The organism is Vibrio sp. R10-SF1-ISO8 (assembly GCF_059833805.1).
Genome location: NZ_JCBDHL010000021.1, coordinates 703,332 through 721,800, shown reverse-complemented (window position 1 = coordinate 721,800; position 18,469 = coordinate 703,332). Strand labels below are relative to the sequence as shown.

The following is an 18,469-nucleotide window of genomic DNA, read 5'->3' as shown; positions in this document are numbered from 1 at the left end:
GATTAAATCCCCTGGCGTGTAGTGTTTAATTGCCAATTAGTGGTTAAAATATGTAATAAACAAAGGGATAGCTTGATTACTTGTCAGCTATAACGATAATCAAAGTTATCAAGTAAAAGGAATCAAGCATGGCCGATCAAGAATTCTTTACCGTCAACCACACAATGACAGTCAATGTCGAAGCTTTGGCTGAGGGCGTGGGTTTCCCAAGTTATGAAAAGTTTGAAGGGGAAATCCCAGCACCTTTCATTGTTGCTAGCGAGTTTAGCAATCTTGATTTATTGAATGACAGCGCGCGTAATGAATTGAAAAATAGTGACTTTAAGCATGTGATTCAACTGCTAGATACGCAAAATTCAAAGCTCAACCTGCTGTTGACCTTTATGCTATCTCAGCAAGATGACCCATCTATGCGTCATAAAACTCACTCGTTTGGCGCCAGTCAGTTTACCTACATTTCAGATGCGGCGATAAGTCTTGATACCAAAGTTCGTGTAAAATTATTCTTAGAGCACCCTGCCGCAGCAATCTATTGCTACGGACACATATCGCAAGTAGAAGTGACCGAGGACACTCATCTCGTCACCGTGAAATACGATTTACTGCGTGATCTCGATGAAGATCTCCTTATCAAAGCCGCTCTATTCCAACAACAAAAGCTCCTTCGTCAGCGCTCACTTAATCGCGACAAATAAACAGAACTATGTCTAACACATCATTACTTAATCTGGCGTGCTCAGATCGCGCCGGAGACAAAAAGCAGATTGGTAACCTTCAAGGGGCAAGTTTAGCCCTTGCCATTGCTGAACTCTCACAACAGCACGACTCTCACACTCTGCTCGCCGTTCCTGATCCGCAAACCGCGTTAAAACTACAACAAGAGCTAGAACAGTTCGCCACTCAAGAGGTCGCCTTGTTCCCTGACTGGGAAACCTTGCCATACGATAGCTTTTCTCCCCATCAGGAGATTATTTCAGACCGAATTTCTCGGCTCTATCAGCTACCAACGCAATCGAGCGGAATCACTATCGTTCCGGTGAACACGCTGCTGCAACGCCAGTCCCCGCGCGACTATTTAATGCAGCATACGCTGATGGTGAAAATCGGTGATCTGTTCTCACTAGAAAAGCTGCGCATTCAACTTGAAAAGTCGGGTTATCGCCACGTCGACCAAGTGTTTGGCCCAGGTGAATATGCGAGCAGAGGCTCTATTTTAGATCTCTTCCCTATGGGCTCAAACGATCCATTTCGTATCGACTTCTTTGATGATGAAATAGATACGATACGTACTTTTGATCCTGAGAATCAGCGTTCAATCGAAGATAAACAAGAGATACGTTTACTTCCAGCGCATGAATTTCCGACTTCCGAGAGCGCAATTGAAGACTTCCGTATTCGCTGGCGTCAGCGTTTCGAGGCGCGCCGTGAACCTGAATCCGTTTACATGCAAGTCTCTAAAGGGACTTGGCCAGCAGGTATTGAATACTGGCAGCCACTGTTTTTTGAACAAACGGAGACTTTGTTTGATTACATCCCAGAAAACACGCAACTGTTAACGGTTGGTCAATTAGAGCCCGCAATAGACACCTTCTTAGATGACGTTGACTATCGCTACGATCAACGCAAAGTCGATCCGCTGCGCCCACTGCTGCCACCTGAAGAGCTATGGCTAAAGAAAGATGAGCTGTTTAGCCAGTTTAAACAGTTACCTCAAGTTCAGCTGTATGTTGAGCCAGTCAGTGAAAAACAGGGTCGCTGCAATCCTAATATCTCTCCCTTGCCAGAGCTTGCGGTACAGCACCAAAACAAAGAACCAATGGCCGCTCTGCGTCAATTTAGCGAAACCTTTACCGGTCAGATAGTCTTCTCGGTTGAGTCAGAAGGTCGCCGTGAGGCTTTGCTAGAATTGCTCCAGCGCATTAAGTTAAAACCGCAAGAAAGCGGCGACTTACAACAAGCACTGAGTAGTGGTAACAAGTTCAGTCTGATCCTTGGTGCCGCTGAGCATGGTTTCGTATTTGGTGACGAGCAAGTTGCACTCATCTGTGAAAGTGATTTACTCGGTGACCGCGTTATTCAGCGCCGACGCAAAGACCGCAAAACCACCAATAGCGATGCTGTCATTCGTAACCTAGCGGAATTACAGCCGGGACAGCCAGTAGTGCATATCGACCACGGTATCGGTAGATACATAGGACTGCAAACCCTAGAAGCTGGCGGTATGACGACAGAGTACGTAACGCTTGAGTACCAGAATGATGCCAAACTCTACGTGCCCGTTGCATCTCTCAACCTGATCAGCCGTTATTCTGGCGGTGCAGAAGAAAGCGCGCCACTGCATAAGCTTGGCGGTGAAGCTTGGGCTAAAGCAAGACGTAAAGCCGCTGAGAAGGTGCGTGATGTCGCGGCTGAACTTTTAGATGTCTATGCTAAACGTGAACTTAAGCCGGGTTACAAGTTTGAGTTAGACCGCGGCCAATACGCGACCTTCAAAGCGGGCTTCCCCTTTGAAGAGACCGATGACCAATCCATGGCGATCAACGCCGTCATGTCTGACATGTGTCAGGCTAAAGCGATGGATCGCTTGGTGTGTGGTGATGTTGGCTTTGGTAAAACAGAAGTTGCAATGCGTGCGGCATTCGTTGCTACCGACAATAGTAAGCAAGTTGCCGTCCTTGTACCAACGACCCTACTTGCCCAGCAGCACTTTGAGAACTTCCGCGACCGTTTTGCTAACTTACCAATTCGAGTCGAAGTCTTGTCGCGCTTCAAAACAGCCAAAGAGCAGAAGCAGGTATTGCAAGATATTGAAGAAGGTAAAGTGGACCTAGTGGTCGGAACCCACAAGCTTCTATCAAACGACATTAAGTTCAAAGATCTTGGTCTGCTGATCGTTGATGAAGAACATCGCTTTGGTGTACGCCAGAAAGAAAAGATGAAAGCGATGCGTGCCGATGTCGATATCTTAACCCTTACTGCAACACCGATTCCTCGTACCCTAAATATGGCCATGAGTGGCATGCGTGATCTTTCAATTATCGCCACGCCACCAGCGAGACGTCTCGCCATCAAAACCTTTGTCAGACAGAGCGATGACGCAGTAGTGCGAGAGGCTGTGCTACGTGAGATTATGCGTGGTGGTCAGGTTTACTTCTTACATAACCAAGTTGAGACCATAGAAAAAGTCGCTGCCGATCTGGAGAAGTTGATTCCTGAAGCGCGCGTGACTGTCGCACACGGCCAAATGCGCGAGAGAGAACTCGAACGCATTATGAATGACTTTTACCACCAGCGTTTTAACCTGCTAGTGTGTACCACCATCATTGAAACGGGGATCGATGTACCAACAGCCAACACCATTATTATGGATAGAGCAGATAATCTTGGTTTGGCTCAGCTTCACCAGTTGCGTGGTCGTGTCGGTCGTTCGCATCACCAAGCATACGCTTACTTAATGACGCCACATCCAAAAGCTATGACCAAAGACGCCGTTAAACGTCTTGATGCCATTGCTTCATTGGAAGATCTCGGTGCGGGCTTTACCTTAGCAACCCACGATTTGGAAATTCGTGGTGCCGGTGAACTGCTTGGTGACGAGCAAAGCGGTCAAATTCAGTCGGTTGGCTTTACTCTGTATATGGAGATGCTAGAGCAAGCAGTTGAAGCGCTGAAAGAAGGCAAAGAGCCATCACTCGACGAACTGCTTCGAGAACAAACTGAAGTCGAAATGCGCTTGCCTGCCCTACTGCCGGATGATTACATCCCCGACATCAACACTAGGCTCTCGATGTACAAGCAAATTGCTAGTGTGACCAGTGAAGATGAGTTAGGTGAACTTAAGATTGAGCTGATAGACCGTTTTGGTTTATTGCCTGATGCTACTAAGAACCTGCTCTCAGTAGCGAAGTTGAAACTGCAAGCAGCGGCGCTGAAAGTGAAGAAGATTGAAGCTCACGACAAAGGTGGCTTTATCGAATTCTATCCAGATGCTGACATTAACCCTATGTATTTGGTTAAACTATTGCAATCTCAGCCACAAAAATTCGCAATGGATGGACCCACTAAGTTCAAGTTTACGATACCATTAGTGGATAGACGTAAGCGCATCCAGTTTGTTAGTGACATGTTGGGTGAATTCCAGCAAAATTTATTGCCAAAAGCGTAAAGCCAAAATCAAATGGAGGTGCCTCGCACCTCACTATGGAGTTGTAATGAAGAAACTGATCCCGCTGCTGCTCATGCTTGTTGCAATGCCTTCTATGGCGCAGCGTCAATTCGATATCGAAGTGATCATTTTTAAACGTGCCGTGGATGCCGAGCAAACTGCTGAATCTTGGCCTACAGACGTCGCGAAAGTTAACCTTGAGAGAGCTGGCTCTTTTAGTGACGCAAGTTACCGCGCAAAGAAAGGTGTCCAAATGCTACCCGCTTCCGAGTATGCCCTTAATAGCGAAGTTAAAAAGCTGAATCAGCATGCGGGTTTTAAAGTGTTAATGCACAAAGCTTGGCGCCAAGGAGATCAAGGTCGTTTCGGTGCGCCTATCTTCCACGTGCAAGCAGGTCGAGATTATTCAGGCAAGTTTAATCCTGATGGCTCTATGATCGAAGAAAGTCAAAGCCAAGTCCTAGAGGGTATTACCGAAGAGAGTATTCCAAAGCCTTTGTATCAACTTGATGGAAAACTGCAAATCTATGTAGAGCACTACTTGTATGCTGATGTAGAGCTCGATCTTAAATCACCTAGTGTGAAAGAAGTGACTCTGCAAGAACATCAGCCAGAAATGTTGACGGCAGAACCTGCCACTGACAATCAGGTTGTTCAGGTCGGTTTGATGGAAGATGTCACTCCCACTGTTCACAAAGTTGAGTTCTTGAAGAGTTATCGATTTGACCAGAAGCGCCGTATGCGCAGTACGGAAACACACTTCCTCGATCACCCTCTAATGGGTGTCATCATTCAAGTGCGTCGCGTCAATCAATAATCGAGTAAGCCCTCCAACGAGGGCTTTTTGTTTATGAGTCCAGATTATCAAATCGTCACCCAACATTTAGTCTTGAGGCTAATCACCAGTGAAGAAAGTGAATCTCTACGAGGCTGTGTGATTAACTCGCCTAGCCTTCACCGCTGGATTGATTGGTGCAATGCCGATTTCTCTTTAGATGACGCCGAGCGCTTTGTCATAGCAACACGCTTAAACTGGGTAAAATCTGAAGCCTATGGGTTTGGCGTATTTTGCCGTACAAGCGACGAGTTAGTCGGAATGGTTGCGATTAATGAGCTCTACCATACCTTTAACATGGCAAGTATTGGCTATTGGATTGCCGATCAACATCAAGGTCAGGGACTCGGTGTAAAAGCGGTCAATGCTTTAATCGAGTTTTGCTTCGCCCAACTTAAATTAACGCGAATAGAAGTGGTCTGCGACCCAGATAACCTGCCTAGCCAAAAGCTGATAGAGTCTTGTGGTGGTCTGTTGGAAGCCAAAGCGCGCAATCGCTTTATCTTCAACGGTAAACCTAAAACAGGCCTTATATACTCAGTCATTCCTGATTAATCTAGCCCAAACCAAAAAAAGAGCGCTGAAGCGCTCTTTTTAGTATTTGTTCATTAATTAATGAAGTTTAAGATTCGGTCGTAGAACTCGGTTAATACGTCCCATTAGGATGATTAAACCTGTCTTGAACACGCCATGTAAAGCCATCTGGTGCAAGCGGTACAAAGAGATATAAACAACACGTGCAATACGCCCTTCGACCATCATAGAACCTTTGGTCAAGTTGCCCATTAAGCTACCCACAGTTGAGAAGCGACTTAGTGACACCAAAGAGCCTTTATCTTTGTAGATGTAAGGCTTCATATCACGACCATTAAGCTTAGCAACGATGTTAGCGAAAGCACGGCTCGACATCTGGTGCGCAGCTTGAGCACGCGGCGGGACAAAAGAACCATCCGCTTGAGTACACTGAGCCAAATCGCCGATCACGAAGATATCGTCATCGCGCGTAGTTTGCAGTGTATCTTTGACCACAAGTTGGTTGATACGATTGGTTTCTAGGCCAGCAATGTCTTTGATAAAGTCAGGTGCTTTAATACCTGCAGCCCAAACCATGATCTGAGCTGGAATCTTGTCACCATCTTTGGTCACTAAGCCATCTTCATCGGCTTGAGTCACCATAGTCGCAGTGCGGACGTTCACCCCTAGCTTAGTCAACTCCTGATGAGCAGCGCCTGAAATGCGTGGTGGAAGCGCAGGCAAAATACGTTCGCCAGCTTCAATAAGGTTCACGTTGAGCTTGCTTGAGTCAAGGTCACCAAAACCGTAAGTACGTAGCTCTTTTACCGCATTGTGTAGTTCTGCCGACAGCTCTACACCCGTTGCACCCGCACCAACAATCGCAATATCCACTGTGCCATTACCATTTTTAGCATGTAGCTTAAGGAACTCGTTGTTCATTTGAGTACGGAAGCGATGTGCTTGCTCGGGGCTATCTAAGAAAATACAATTGTCGCGAACGCCAGGAGTATTGAAATCGTTTGAAGTAGAGCCAATAGCCATGACTAGAATGTCATACTCAAGCTCGCGGCTAGGCATCAGCAGCTCATCGTTGTCATCTTTCAACTCACGCAGTTTAATCACTTTACGCTCGCGATCGATATTTTCTAGGCTGCCCATTTGAAAATCAAAGTGGTGGTTTTTGGCATGCGCGCGGTAACTAAGTGCATCCACACCTTCATCAAGAGAGCCCGTCGCCACTTCATGCAGAAGGGGTTTCCATAAGTGGCTCGCCTTACGGTCGACTAAAGTGACTTTAGCACGACCTTTACGGCCAAGTGTACGACCTAGTTTGGTAACAAGCTCTAGTCCGCCTGCACCGCCGCCTACTACGATAATTCGTGTCACAGCAACTTCCTCAAAAAATAAAATAAAACTGAATCAAGCCGAAAATCGACTCGATGGAATTCTGTATTTTTGGTCTAGGGGCGACTTTCTCTTCGCACACGGTCTAGACATAGAGGGCCAACAAATATGACACGCTTATTGGATAAAAGAGCCGAATCACTCAATGCTACACGTTTGACGTAGCTCACTAATGGGCAAGTTTTTTACTCGCTCTCAATTTTTTTTGATATTTATCAAAAAATTTGTAGTGAGTTCATTATATAGAGCAAAACATGACACGCAACTAAAGAATCGCGTGATCCCACTAAATTTTGTAAGGATTAGAGTTAATTGAACAATAAAAAGGCGACAGAGAGCACTCTGTCGCCTAGGGATTAGAAATCGAAAAAGCTAACGACTAGTTTGCTTCTTTAAATGCTTTCATGGTTTGCAGATGTTGGGAGATTTTTTTGAACTTGTGAGTCTGAGTTTCGTCCCAGATAATGTCGTAGTAATTCTCTAGCTCTGATGCCGTTTTACTGTTGTCGTGAATCTCATCTTCTTTCGACAAAATCACCAGACAATTCTCTTTGTTCTTGGTTCTAAACTCTGAAACACACTTAGTCGCGATATCTTCATACTCTTCAGGTCTGTCGATACGTCCTTGCATAGTTAATTCAGGGTGCAAGTTCGGATTAAAAATAACCTGTTTAATACCGCATAAGAAGCCAATTCTCTCTGACCAATAACCGCCAAGACCAACACCACAAATTATAGGGTTCCTATCACCTGACTGCTCGATCACTTTATGCACTTCCTTCAGCAAGTGTTGCATATCGTGCTTTGGATGGAGAGTACTGTAGTTAATGAAACGTACATCATCATCAATAAACTGAAGTTGAAGCACTTTTTCATGGTTGCCTGGACTGGTCGAATCAAAACCGTGTAAATAGATAATCATTGTAAATCCCTCGATCCTTGTGATTTTAATCTACCACGAAATATAAGGTTTAAAAGCTCACTGAGTAACTTTAAACACGCCGAACCACCAAACAGTGATCTTAGCTGCAAATTGTTTCTTGGAGTTTACGCGCTTGGGTTAAATATTGTTCATCTCCCCAGAGCTGATGGGCTAACAGATACCAAAGCATGGCCATCATCATCGCACGAGGTTGCCACGCCATTACACCTTCTACCCAATCATCAACGCCGTCTACTCCTCTCAACTGGCAATAACGATATACCGCCTCTAATGGCTTTTCGCTACAGACATCAATTGAGAGAGTAAGATCTAGTCGCGGGTCCGCCATCGCAGCATATTCCCAATCAATGACCTTATTTCCAGCATCAGTTTTAACCATGTTGTAGCCAGCTAAGTCAAAGTGACATAACGTTTGGCCGACATCCGCTAAGCTCGGAGCAGAACGCCACTGATTGTAAATCGACACATAGGGCTCGACTTTGTGGTCATCGTCAAGCAACATCCAGTAGTGATCGACACGCGCTGTAAAATTAAAGGGCGCAACAGGAATGCGTTGCGTGTCCATATCATGAATGGAGATCATGGTCTTGAGTAGCGAATCAAACGATAGTCCCTGCGTCAGAGACTCGCCTTCGATCCAAGTGACTAACAGTCCTTGGTCATTGATATGGACGGCTTGCGGAGATAAACCGCTAGATTCGATAGCAGTGAGAATTTGATACTCTTGAAAACGAGAGATCGAGAAGGCTTTGGTGATATTGGTTGTCGGTCTCCAGACAAAAGACTTTCCGTCTGAAGTGACCACTTTCCAGCAACGGTTAGTTAATCCCCCTGTTAGCGTTTGAGCATAGTCAGGAGGAATAGAAAAGAAGTGTTCTAGTGACAATAATGAACGATCGAGTTGGCATGCTTCACTCCACGACATTCGCGCCATAGTACACTCCTTTTGTTACATAAAGCTTGGCTTATAGGCCTAAGAAGCTTTTTGATTCTTGCTTACGGATCTCAGTCTCATCTGCCCATTCAATTAGACCAGTCTCTAGATCCATCAGACGCATCGTCATTTTGTAGTATACGTCTTTCTCGCTACCGGCGTTCTTGTTAATGCTTGAGAGGTTACCGTAGAGCATGTACTGAGCGCCAACCATCTTACCAAACTGAATTGCCGTGCTTTGGTTCACTAGCTCATCATTATTCTGGAAGTTTAGCTGTTCACGTACTGCTTCTACGCGATCCATATCTACAAAACGGAACTTACCAGAATTCAGCATCTTAGTGCTGATAGAATCGGTAATAGATTCAGTATCGATATGTTCACTAGTTTTATTTTTGATACGCTCAACAAAAACAATAGGGCGTGAATCGCGAGTGATAGCTGCTACAGAGCCCGACATCATCATGCTGTCGACCATTTCACCGGCAATTTTTTGCAAGTCTGTTGAACCAAAATCAATTGTTGTTGTTTCCACAGCTTGAGCGTCACCATAGCTTACTTGGTTAGAACAGCCACCAAGCACTACAGCCAAACCAAGTAATGCAATTACACTTTTTTTCATTGTCGGTTCCTTAGGATATCCTTGAGTTACTTCTTAAAATTAATTGTCTAGTTCACGGATTTGAACGCGGAATTGGCGCCCATTTGGATTGATCGAAATCTCTGAAATAGAAACCTCTTCAGCTCCGCGAAGAATGGCTTGTCGCCATGGGCTAAGCTTGTTGTTCACTTCTAGCCCTTGATCGTCATACCAATAGAAACGGTATTGAATGTGTTGGTCGCCTTTGGTTTGATTTGCCAAACGCACTATGCCTCGTGCGCGACCATCTACATCAATCGTTGAAATATCTTCGATGCTCACACGCCCTGCCAGAACGTTGTCCCCAAACAGAACCGTTTGAGAGGCGCCATCGATGCGCAGCCCAGCCGTATTGCTAGCACACCCCATTAAGGTCAGCGCTGCTGCGATTGAAATAAGCCATTTTTTCATCGTATATTTCCTAGTTGTTTATGCCAAATGGTTGCGTTGTTACCTTGGCGCGAAAGCCAAACAAGCGTTGTACGACCAGACTCAACATTGAAGGTATGAGTTTGACCAGCAACCTGTACAGATTGTTCCCCAGGTTCAACCACGGAGCTCGCGCTGTAGATTTCTCCAGGTAAGGTTATCCAACTGCGAGTATCAGGTTGCTCAGTTAGTGTGTTCCACACGTTAAACAGCGCATTACCTAAGTCATCAGGATTATCTTTGGTTGCCTCTCTACGCAATTCCTCTTTAGCCCATACTCGTAGTGCTTGGCGAATTAAGATAGATGGCATTCGCTCGGTCAAATTTTGCTTTGCCATTAGATTTACGTCAGTCAGTAGACTTTCGCTTACGCTGTTGTCATTGAGTACTACAGGGCTAAATTTTTCCGCAGGTACGTTTTCGTAATAAGGCAAAGCAACGGTATATAAGCCACGGTTACTGCCTCGCGAGATCGGCAGTGTTTGTGTCCACCCGTTCATTGCGTCTACCACGCCACGCTCATCTATAACAATTACCCTACCTTTATTCGTATCTAGGTAACTGGCTTTACCATAACGCTTTTCGAGTTTGGCTAGATCTTCACGCATACCTAAACGTTTAGCAACACGCTTAGTCCCATCAATTACCTGCTGATTGTCTGGCATAACGGCCAACGCGCGACGATAATCGACATAGGCTCCGTTTAAGTCATTGTCTGCCTCATAAAGCAGTGCAGACAAATAAAGCAAGTAGCCACTTTGTACTGCCTGCAGCTTTTTGCCGGCATCTGGGTAGTTAGCAAGAATACTACCAAGGTTTGGCGATACGCCTTGAGCTTGCATCTGGTTTTGAGCCGATTCAAGTTCACTCTCTCTATCTTTACGCGCGCGCTCTTGCACTTGATTAGCACGGCGCATCTCGATAATCGCACCTTCAAGGTCATTCTTTTGAAGATAGTTAAGACCTAAATAAAGATGTAAAAAACCCAGTTCGTAGTCAGCAGGTTGGTACGTTTTTAAGTTGTCATTAACTGCAAGCGCACTTAAGCTCATTGCCGTCTCTGAAACAGAGATCGTTGCTTGATCTTGTTGCACTCTGACCGCTCGGTCACTGACTTCAAACGCGCCCTTACTTTCAGGGTATTGCTGGTTTAGCAGATAAACTCTGCCTTTTTCCATGTTATCTAGAATGTCCCCAGCTATCTCCTCAGGTAACAACTCTTCGGCTTCGTAATAGCGACCGTTCTTGACTGTTTGGTGCAACTCACTATTTTGCGCACTGTAATGACTGAAAAGATTGCCCACAGATAAATTGGCACAAGCGGAAAGAGCCAAACTACTTGCTAAGGCGAACATGAGTCGAATGTGTTTATGCACTTTCTACTCCGATTTTTGTACTATTTGACACGATGACATGTCTCGTATTTTAAAAAATTTAAAGTTCGACATCAAACTATTTAAAAAGTTCCATTCATATCAAAAGTTTTTAACTCATTAGCATTGGGCCAAGCGGGCGTCCACCCACTAAGTGCATATGAATATGGTAAACCTCTTGTCCACCATGAGAGTTGCAGTTCATGATCAAACGGTAGCCATCCTCATCGATACCTTCTTCTTTCGCTAGTTTTCGCGCCACAGTAAACATACGACCCATGACTAATTCATCTTCTTCTTCGATGTCATTTACGGTTGGAATAAGTTTATTTGGGATGATCAAAATGTGACTTGGAGCACGCGGATTGATGTCTCTAAATGCGGTAACTAAATCGTCTTGATAGACAACATCTGCTGGGATTTCTTTGCGAATAATCTTGCTGAAAATGGTTTCTTCTGCCATGAAGGGCTCCATTGATACACTTGTTGTTGATTGAGTTGAAACGAGTATGCGTCAAGCTTCGCAAAATCACAATAAAAAACGCTGTTCAGTTCACTTATTCGACAATCCGTTATTACTCACTAGCTAAATATGTATTGTGCGTCAAAAAATGTGTGTCTCGGTATCAATACAATGGCTTTCTTTTTGTTAATTTTTTAAGACTTTATAATTACAGGGAGAGATCTATGAAGGGCTCAGTGATTAGGCGCATGTACGCTGGGTTTGCATTGATCATTATTATGTTCATCGTTACGACGTTGATGATGATGCGAGGAATGCAACAAATCCACCAAAACTTCGAAGGTGTCTCAAACACCTCGCTGCCACTAGTTTCACAATCAAACCAAACCAGCGTTGCTTTATTGTCTGCCGACAAACTTTTTAAAGACTTTTTGACAACTCAAAGCTTTGAGCGCATGGATCAACTTTCAGAGCAATTCGCTCAAATGAAAGAAGCATATAACCAACAGCTATCAGCTTTAGAACAAGTAAGCGTCGGCCAAGCTGAACTAGAGCAGTCAATTCTCCAACTCAAAGAGATGGAACTGAGTTACTTCGCTGAAGCGGAACAAGCAATGGGCAATTATCGCGCGATGTTTACCGCGCAAGAGGAAGTACAACAGTCTACTCGACGCTTCCAACGCCTGCATTCTGAATTAAGTGTCGGAATGAAAGAGTATGTTGATGACCAAAGCAGCATTTCAGTTAAAGTGATGGCCAAAAGCTATTTTATCAAACTAAAAGATGCTGAACTCACCACTTCAGATGCTTTAGCAAGCAGTGATACAGAGTTGGTAACTAAAGCGGTAGCGAAGAATAAGAAAGCCGTCACCCACCTTAACTACGCCTACCGCGGATTAACAACGCAAATGCCGGAAATAAAAAAGGCGTTTGACGAATCAGTTCAACAGTTTACTCGTGATGTCGGTAAGAAAGGAGGCGTATTAGACCAACACAGTGCTTACCTATTGGCTAAAGATGCCCTGTACGCCAATATCGCGAGTCTGACTCAGCAGGTTGATGCGACCATGGCCGTACTTGACTCATTCAGTGAAGTCGCAAAACAAGGCTTAAATGCGTCGCTACAAGAAGCCGGTGATGTATACGAACAGGGGGTGGTTCGCTCAATTGCAATTGGCGCGATCGTTATCTTAATGGCTATCGCGATTGGATATCATATTGCACATAGCGTACGCGACCCACTCACTCGCATTCTTGGCACTCTTGAGTCACTTACTGAAGGCGATATGACCAAGCGTATCGAGATTCGCTACAACAATGAGTTCAGCCGCGTTAGCAACCATATTAATTCTCTAGCCGATAACCTTCATGGTATTTTGGTCAAGCTCAATGATGCGTCCGATGATCTTACTCAGACAGCAACAACCAACCAACAAACCTCATCTCAAGCGCAATCACAGCTCAGCCAGCAACGTGAACAGACGGCAAATGTTGCAACCGCTATGACCGAGATGGCGCACTCTGTTCAAGAGGTCGCACAAAGCGCTCAAAGCTCACAACAAATGGTAGAGCAAGTCGAAAAAGCTTCTGAATCTGGCCGCCATATCATGGGCACCAACATTACGACTATCAATCAACTTGAAACGCGCCTCACCCAGTCTGTTGATGCGGTTAAAGACCTGCAAGCAATGAGTAGCCAAATCGGTAGTATCCTAGATGTTATTCGGAACATTGCCGAACAGACCAACCTGTTGGCATTGAATGCAGCTATCGAAGCAGCTCGTGCTGGTGAACAAGGCCGCGGCTTTGCGGTGGTCGCTGATGAAGTTCGAGTGTTGGCTCAACGTACAACAGAGTCTACCTCGGAAATTGAAAATATGATCAGCAATCTTCAAAGTAGCTCAACATCAGCCAATAAGGTGATTCAAAGCTGTATGGATGATATGGAGCTTTCAGTGGAGCAAGCTTCTAATGCCAATAGTGCAATGGAAGAGATCCAAGGGCTTATCATGGAGATTAGCCAAATGAGCGGCCATATCTCTCAAGCGGCAGCTGAACAGAGTGAGACGACTGGCGATATTGCTCGTAATATCGAAGAGATCAATCTTATTGCTGACTCAAGCTATCAAGCCATGGCACAAATAGCTCAGACGAGTGATAACCTTTCCTCACTGGCGAACCAACAAGGCGAGTTGGTCCATAGGTTTAAGCTCTAGAAAGTCAGAACAATGTAATTTATTGAGATTGGGCGGCTATTTTTCATAGCTGCCCTTGTTTTTTATTTCCCATGTCATTATATGGTTTATAGGCTTGCCCACTTTTCTTTCACTCTCTCGCAAGCCAAACATGAGGAAAAACTATGGCTGTTCATGTTGGCATCATCGATCAAGACCCGATTCGCTTGGTCACTCCACTTCTTGATAATCGCACCGTAAGCGATCATATCGTTTTCATTGGAGTCCCTGCTCAGGAAGATATGTATCTACGTCTACACAGCGTGTTGAGCAAAAGGAACATCACCTCGGAGTTTTTTGAAATTCCTAACGTCGCGAATCCATCAAAGATTAAGCAAGCCGTTTCAATTCTTGCAGAAGACCTAAAAGCAAGAGGTGAAGAAGTCAAGCTGAATGCAAGCTGTGGACTTCGCCATCGCCTACTATCGGTCTACGAGATTTTCCGCACCTATCACTGGCCTATTTTCGTTGTTGAACCAAACAGTGACCGTCTATGTTGGCTTTATCCTGACGGTAAAGAAGATACTCAAGTTCAGGACAGAATCACCATCGATGACTACCTTACCGTGTTCGGAGCTCGCGGTGAATTCAGTGACCAAGAATTACCCCCTCAACTTGATCAGAAACTGTATGAGCTCGGAGAGCGTTGGGCAAGCAATGCATTAGAGTTAGGCCCCGGCCTTGCCACACTCAACTATCTTGCGACAACTTGTCGTAAAGAACAGCGCCTTGATGTCGAGCTATCGGAAAAACAACAAGGTTATCGCGAGCTGAATATGCTGCTTAGTGACTTAGTTGAAGCCGAAATCGCGACCTATCATGGCGGCGTATTGACCTTTGCCAACGAAGACGCGCGCCGTTTCTCTAACGGAGAATGGCTCGAAACTCTCGTTCACAGCACAGTTCGTCAGATCCAACAAGATATGCCGACCATTCAAGACCGCTCACTTAACGTTCAAGTTTACCGTCAACTTGGGGAGCGCGAAGTGCGTAACGAATTGGATGTTGCTTCAGTCGTTAACAACAAACTTCACATCATCGAGTGTAAGACGAAAGGAATGCGTGATGATGGTGACGATACCTTGTATAAACTTGAATCGCTTCGTGATTTGCTCGGTGGCTTGCAAGCTCGTGCCATGCTGGTTAGCTTCCGCCCTCTTCGTCATAACGATATCACTCGAGCAGAAGACTTAGGTTTAGCACTTATCGGCCCAGATGAGCTTAAAGACCTTAAGTCACACTTAGCGGCTTGGTTCACTGAAGCTGGCGGCCGAGATGAAGCCTGTGCTGACTGCTAAAAACAGATTTTGAACAATAAAAAAACCGCCAACTGGCGGTTTTTTTAATACGAAAGCGACAAGCTCTATTTAACTGTCATCTTCAGTAAAGTTTGTTGGCAGAGTCGTCTTCATCTGGTTCCAAATCTGAGCACTCTCCATGCCATAGTGGCGCACTACAATTAGAATTTGGTCACGATTACCGGTTTCACACACCTCAAGTAAGTCTCGGTAGAACTGTAGGGCTAAGTCACGAGCCTGTGGGTTCGAAAAGTAGTAACTACCGACACGATCGTACAGTTTCTTTAGACCATTAAAGATCAAACCATAGATTTGGTTACCTGAATGGAACGCTAAACGTTGGAAAAGCATGTAGTCGTAAAAGTTGAATGTTTTCGCAACCAGTACGGCTTGGCGCTTTAACTCATCTTTCTCACCATCATCTTTAACATGCTGACGAATTTTTTCAGCGTAAGGAGACGACTCCATGAAAACATCCCACGACTCAGCATTGACCAAAGCCTCACACGAGCTGATCACACTAGAAATGGTTTTCTCAGAGTTTTCCTTATTGGCTTTAAACGCATAGCGCATAAAGATAGGACTGATGTTTGTGCGTGCTGCAAGCAAATCTTCAACAATTGAAGTCGCATTATCTGCGTCCAACGTCATTAACGTATCCAGAATATGAAGACCAGACGTTTCCATAAACTGGTTAACACGCGTCGGTTTACCATGTTGAATCGTTAACCAACCATCACGCGCTAAACGTTGGAGTACTTCTCGTAGAGTTGTGCGCGTTACGCCAATTAGTTCAGAGAGCTCGCGTTCTGCTGGTAAAATAGAACCAGGTGGGAATCGCCCTTTCCAAATACTTTCAATAATGTATTTCTCTGCGAATCCTGCTGGGCTCTTTGCCTTAATGACCATTTATATCTTATCCAAACTTGTATTTTTATGGGTCTAATAGAACTCATCATACCACTAGTTTTTCTATATCGGAAACCACCACACAGTAAACGTGCGGCAAAACCACAATAGAGCATTAACTCTAACGCTATGCAGATTTTATTGAAACATATTGGGTTATGAAATAGGATAATTTTCATATTTAACAAATAAAAAACATCCCGCAGAGCCCACCATTAGGCATTTCAGCCGCAAAAATTAAGTTTGTAAAATTACATAATTAAACTGTCATTTCCATTCAATATAATTACATATTCTTTCTTATTCTATGCTTTCGTCGTTTTGCTTGCATTAACCATTGTTTTTCACAACTCTCGTGATATGTTTACGCAACTTTGATCGCGTTTTTAAACAAAAGTTAGCGAATAAAATACTCAACACAATTTTCTCGTTGACTAAATTGTGTTGAAGAGTACAGTGGCGACCAAAGTAAAGGAGTGCTTGTCTTTCTCAGGGAGTGACTTGGCAAGACCACATGATCGTGAACGGAATGTTGTTTTTCTAAGTCACTGTTGAATCGGGTTTGTTTTCTACCTACGGGTAAATTTCCACTGGTCAGAAATTCTCAAGTTTCCGATTAAATGGATACAAGCGCGTGCAGTGTCTATTCATAACAACATTAAGAGTATCTAAATCATGCCGATGTCACTCGGAAATGCATTTATTAAGAATTTTCTTGGTAAGGCCCCAGATTGGTACAAAGTTGCCATCATTTCATTTTTAGTCATTAACCCAATTGTTTTCTTTTTTGTCGATCCTTTCGTTGCAGGTTGGCTGCTAGTCGCAGAGTTTATCTTCACCCTCGCAATGGCACTTAAGTGTTACCCTCTTCAGCCTGGTGGTTTACTTGCCATCGAAGCTATCGCCATAGGCATGACAAGCCCAGAACAAGTTAAACATGAACTTGTGGCGAACATCGAAGTACTGCTACTGCTTGTCTTTATGGTTGCAGGCATCTACTTCATGAAGCAGTTGCTGCTATTCATCTTTACCAAGATTCTTCTGGGTATCCGCTCTAAAAGCATGCTTTCCCTTGCATTCTGTTTTGCTGCTGCCTTCCTTTCAGCCTTCTTAGATGCACTAACTGTCATTGCGGTTGTTATCAGCGTGGCGGTTGGTTTCTATGCTATTTATCATAAAGTTGCTTCTGGTCAGGGCCCTCATGCCTCGCATGATCACACTCAAGATGATCACTTGTCTGAGCTCACACGTGATGATTTAGAAAATTACCGCGCATTCCTTCGCTCGCTACTTATGCATGCGGGTGTCGGTACGGCACTCGGTGGCGTAATGACCATGGTAGGTGAACCGCAAAACCTCATCATTGCGGACCAAGCAGGTTGGCAATTCGGTGAATTCATCATTCGTATGCTACCCGTTACTGCACCCGTATTTGTCTGCGGCCTGATTACCTGTGTACTGGTCGAGAAGCTAAAGGTCTTTGGCTACGGTGCTCGCCTACCTGAGAATGTTCGTCAAATCCTAGTAGATTTCGACCGTGAAGAGCGTAAAACGCGTACCAAGCAAGACGTTGCTAAACTATGGGTTCAAGGCTTTATTGCAGTATGGCTTATCGTTGGTCTAGCGCTTCACCTTGCAGCAGTCGGTCTAATTGGCCTATCTGTTATCATCTTAGCGACTGCCTTTACTGGTGTAATCGAAGAGCACTCTATGGGTAAAGCGTTTGAAGAAGCCTTACCATTTACCGCGCTTCTTGCCGTGTTCTTTGCTGTTGTAGCCGTTATCATCGACCAGCAACTATTTAAGCCTGTTATAGACGCCGTACTCCACGTAGAAGACAAAGGCACTCAGCTAGCGCTGTTCTATGTCGCTAATGGCATACTTTCGATGGTTTCAGATAACGTGTTCGTCGGAACGGTATACATTAACGAAGTGAAAACGGCTCTTATTGAAGGGGTTATCACTCGTGACCAGTTCGATCTATTAGCGGTTGCTATCAACACAGGTACTAACCTACCTTCAGTTGCAACACCAAACGGTCAAGCGGCATTCCTATTCCTATTGACCTCTGCACTAGCACCTCTTATCCGCCTTTCTTACGGTCGTATGGTAGTAATGGCGCTGCCTTATACCATCGTACTGGCTCTTGTTGGTCTTGCAGGTATCGTGTTTTTTGTCGAGCCGATGACAGCTTGGTTCTATGACGCGGGTTGGATTTCAGCGCACGTCGGAGAGTTGACTCCTGCCGTCTCAAGCGGACACTAATCTAAATTATTAAAAAGTTTTAGTTGATACCGAAACTTTTACACGATAAAAAGCTCTGATT

At 44.7% G+C, this 18,469-nt stretch carries 15 protein-coding genes; 7 read left to right on the top strand and 8 right to left on the bottom strand.

All coding sequences use genetic code 11. From position 1 onward, the window contains the following. The first annotated feature begins 128 nt into the window (after nucleotides 1-128). The 4 genes from AC6R00_RS21390 to AC6R00_RS21375 are packed head-to-tail and all read left to right on the top strand — an operon-like array spanning nucleotide 129 to nucleotide 5,555. Entirely contained in the window at nucleotides 129-695 is a 567-nt protein-coding gene (locus AC6R00_RS21390) for a PilZ domain-containing protein (RefSeq protein ID WP_500641847.1), read from the top strand. An 8-nt stretch (nucleotides 696-703) separates the two neighbouring features. Then, the gene (gene mfd / locus AC6R00_RS21385; RefSeq protein ID WP_500641846.1) at nucleotides 704-4,165 is read left to right on the top strand and encodes a transcription-repair coupling factor; all 3,462 of its coding nucleotides are present in this window, start codon (nucleotides 704-706) and stop codon (nucleotides 4,163-4,165) included. A gap of 46 nt (nucleotides 4,166-4,211) precedes the next feature. Then, on the top strand, nucleotides 4,212-4,982 hold the full coding sequence (locus tag AC6R00_RS21380) for a peptidoglycan binding protein CsiV (RefSeq protein ID WP_500641845.1): 771 nt from the start codon (nucleotides 4,212-4,214) through the stop codon (nucleotides 4,980-4,982). A 33-nt stretch (nucleotides 4,983-5,015) separates the two neighbouring features. Next, nucleotides 5,016-5,555, top strand: coding sequence for a GNAT family N-acetyltransferase (locus AC6R00_RS21375; RefSeq protein ID WP_500641844.1), 540 nt, complete (start codon nucleotides 5,016-5,018; stop codon nucleotides 5,553-5,555). A gap of 57 nt (nucleotides 5,556-5,612) precedes the next feature. On the opposite strand, the gene AC6R00_RS21370 is transcribed toward AC6R00_RS21375, so the two are convergent. The 7 genes from AC6R00_RS21370 to hinT form a co-directional block, all read right to left on the bottom strand. Further along, nucleotides 5,613-6,902: an NAD(P)/FAD-dependent oxidoreductase gene (locus tag AC6R00_RS21370; protein ID WP_500641843.1), complete on the bottom strand. Its 1,290-nt coding sequence runs from the start codon at nucleotides 6,900-6,902 to the stop codon at nucleotides 5,613-5,615. Nucleotides 6,903-7,299: 397 nt separating this feature from the next. Further along, nucleotides 7,300-7,842, bottom strand: coding sequence for an alpha/beta hydrolase YcfP (ycfP, locus tag AC6R00_RS21365; protein ID WP_500641842.1), 543 nt, complete (start codon nucleotides 7,840-7,842; stop codon nucleotides 7,300-7,302). Between the two features lie 100 nt (nucleotides 7,843-7,942). Then, entirely contained in the window at nucleotides 7,943-8,797 is an 855-nt protein-coding gene (locus AC6R00_RS21360) for a phosphotransferase (RefSeq protein ID WP_500641841.1), read from the bottom strand. Nucleotides 8,798-8,828: 31 nt separating this feature from the next. Then, complete coding sequence (lpoB, locus tag AC6R00_RS21355) at nucleotides 8,829-9,419, bottom strand: penicillin-binding protein activator LpoB (protein ID WP_500641840.1); 591 nt, start codon at nucleotides 9,417-9,419, stop codon at nucleotides 8,829-8,831. A gap of 39 nt (nucleotides 9,420-9,458) precedes the next feature. Then, the gene (locus tag AC6R00_RS21350; protein ID WP_500641839.1) at nucleotides 9,459-9,848 is read right to left on the bottom strand and encodes a YcfL family putative periplasmic lipoprotein; all 390 of its coding nucleotides are present in this window, start codon (nucleotides 9,846-9,848) and stop codon (nucleotides 9,459-9,461) included. Continuing rightward, entirely contained in the window at nucleotides 9,845-11,242 is a 1,398-nt protein-coding gene (locus AC6R00_RS21345) for a COG3014 family protein (RefSeq protein ID WP_500641838.1), read from the bottom strand. Before AC6R00_RS21345 ends, AC6R00_RS21350 begins: the two co-directional genes overlap by 4 nt. 109 nt (nucleotides 11,243-11,351) lie before the next feature. Beyond that, a complete protein-coding gene (hinT, locus tag AC6R00_RS21340; RefSeq protein WP_004746983.1) occupies nucleotides 11,352-11,702 on the bottom strand; it encodes a purine nucleoside phosphoramidase in 351 nt (116 codons plus the stop codon). A gap of 224 nt (nucleotides 11,703-11,926) precedes the next feature. Between hinT and AC6R00_RS21335 the strand changes: the two genes are divergently transcribed. Together AC6R00_RS21335 and AC6R00_RS21330 are read left to right on the top strand one after the other, a co-directional pair. Continuing rightward, entirely contained in the window at nucleotides 11,927-13,918 is a 1,992-nt protein-coding gene (locus AC6R00_RS21335) for a methyl-accepting chemotaxis protein (protein WP_500641837.1), read from the top strand. Between the two features lie 143 nt (nucleotides 13,919-14,061). Then, nucleotides 14,062-15,234, top strand: a complete 1,173-nt coding sequence (locus AC6R00_RS21330) for a DUF1887 family protein (RefSeq protein WP_500641836.1) — start codon at nucleotides 14,062-14,064, stop codon at nucleotides 15,232-15,234. A 69-nt stretch (nucleotides 15,235-15,303) separates the two neighbouring features. Here AC6R00_RS21330 and fadR read toward each other — a convergent pair whose 3' ends face one another. After that, entirely contained in the window at nucleotides 15,304-16,143 is an 840-nt protein-coding gene (fadR, locus tag AC6R00_RS21325; protein WP_500641835.1) for a fatty acid metabolism transcriptional regulator FadR, read from the bottom strand. A 675-nt stretch (nucleotides 16,144-16,818) separates the two neighbouring features. On the opposite strand from fadR, the gene nhaB reads away from it, so the two are divergent. After that, the gene (gene nhaB / locus AC6R00_RS21320; protein WP_500641834.1) at nucleotides 16,819-18,408 is read left to right on the top strand and encodes a Na(+)/H(+) antiporter NhaB; all 1,590 of its coding nucleotides are present in this window, start codon (nucleotides 16,819-16,821) and stop codon (nucleotides 18,406-18,408) included. Nucleotides 18,409-18,469 lie beyond the last annotated feature (61 nt).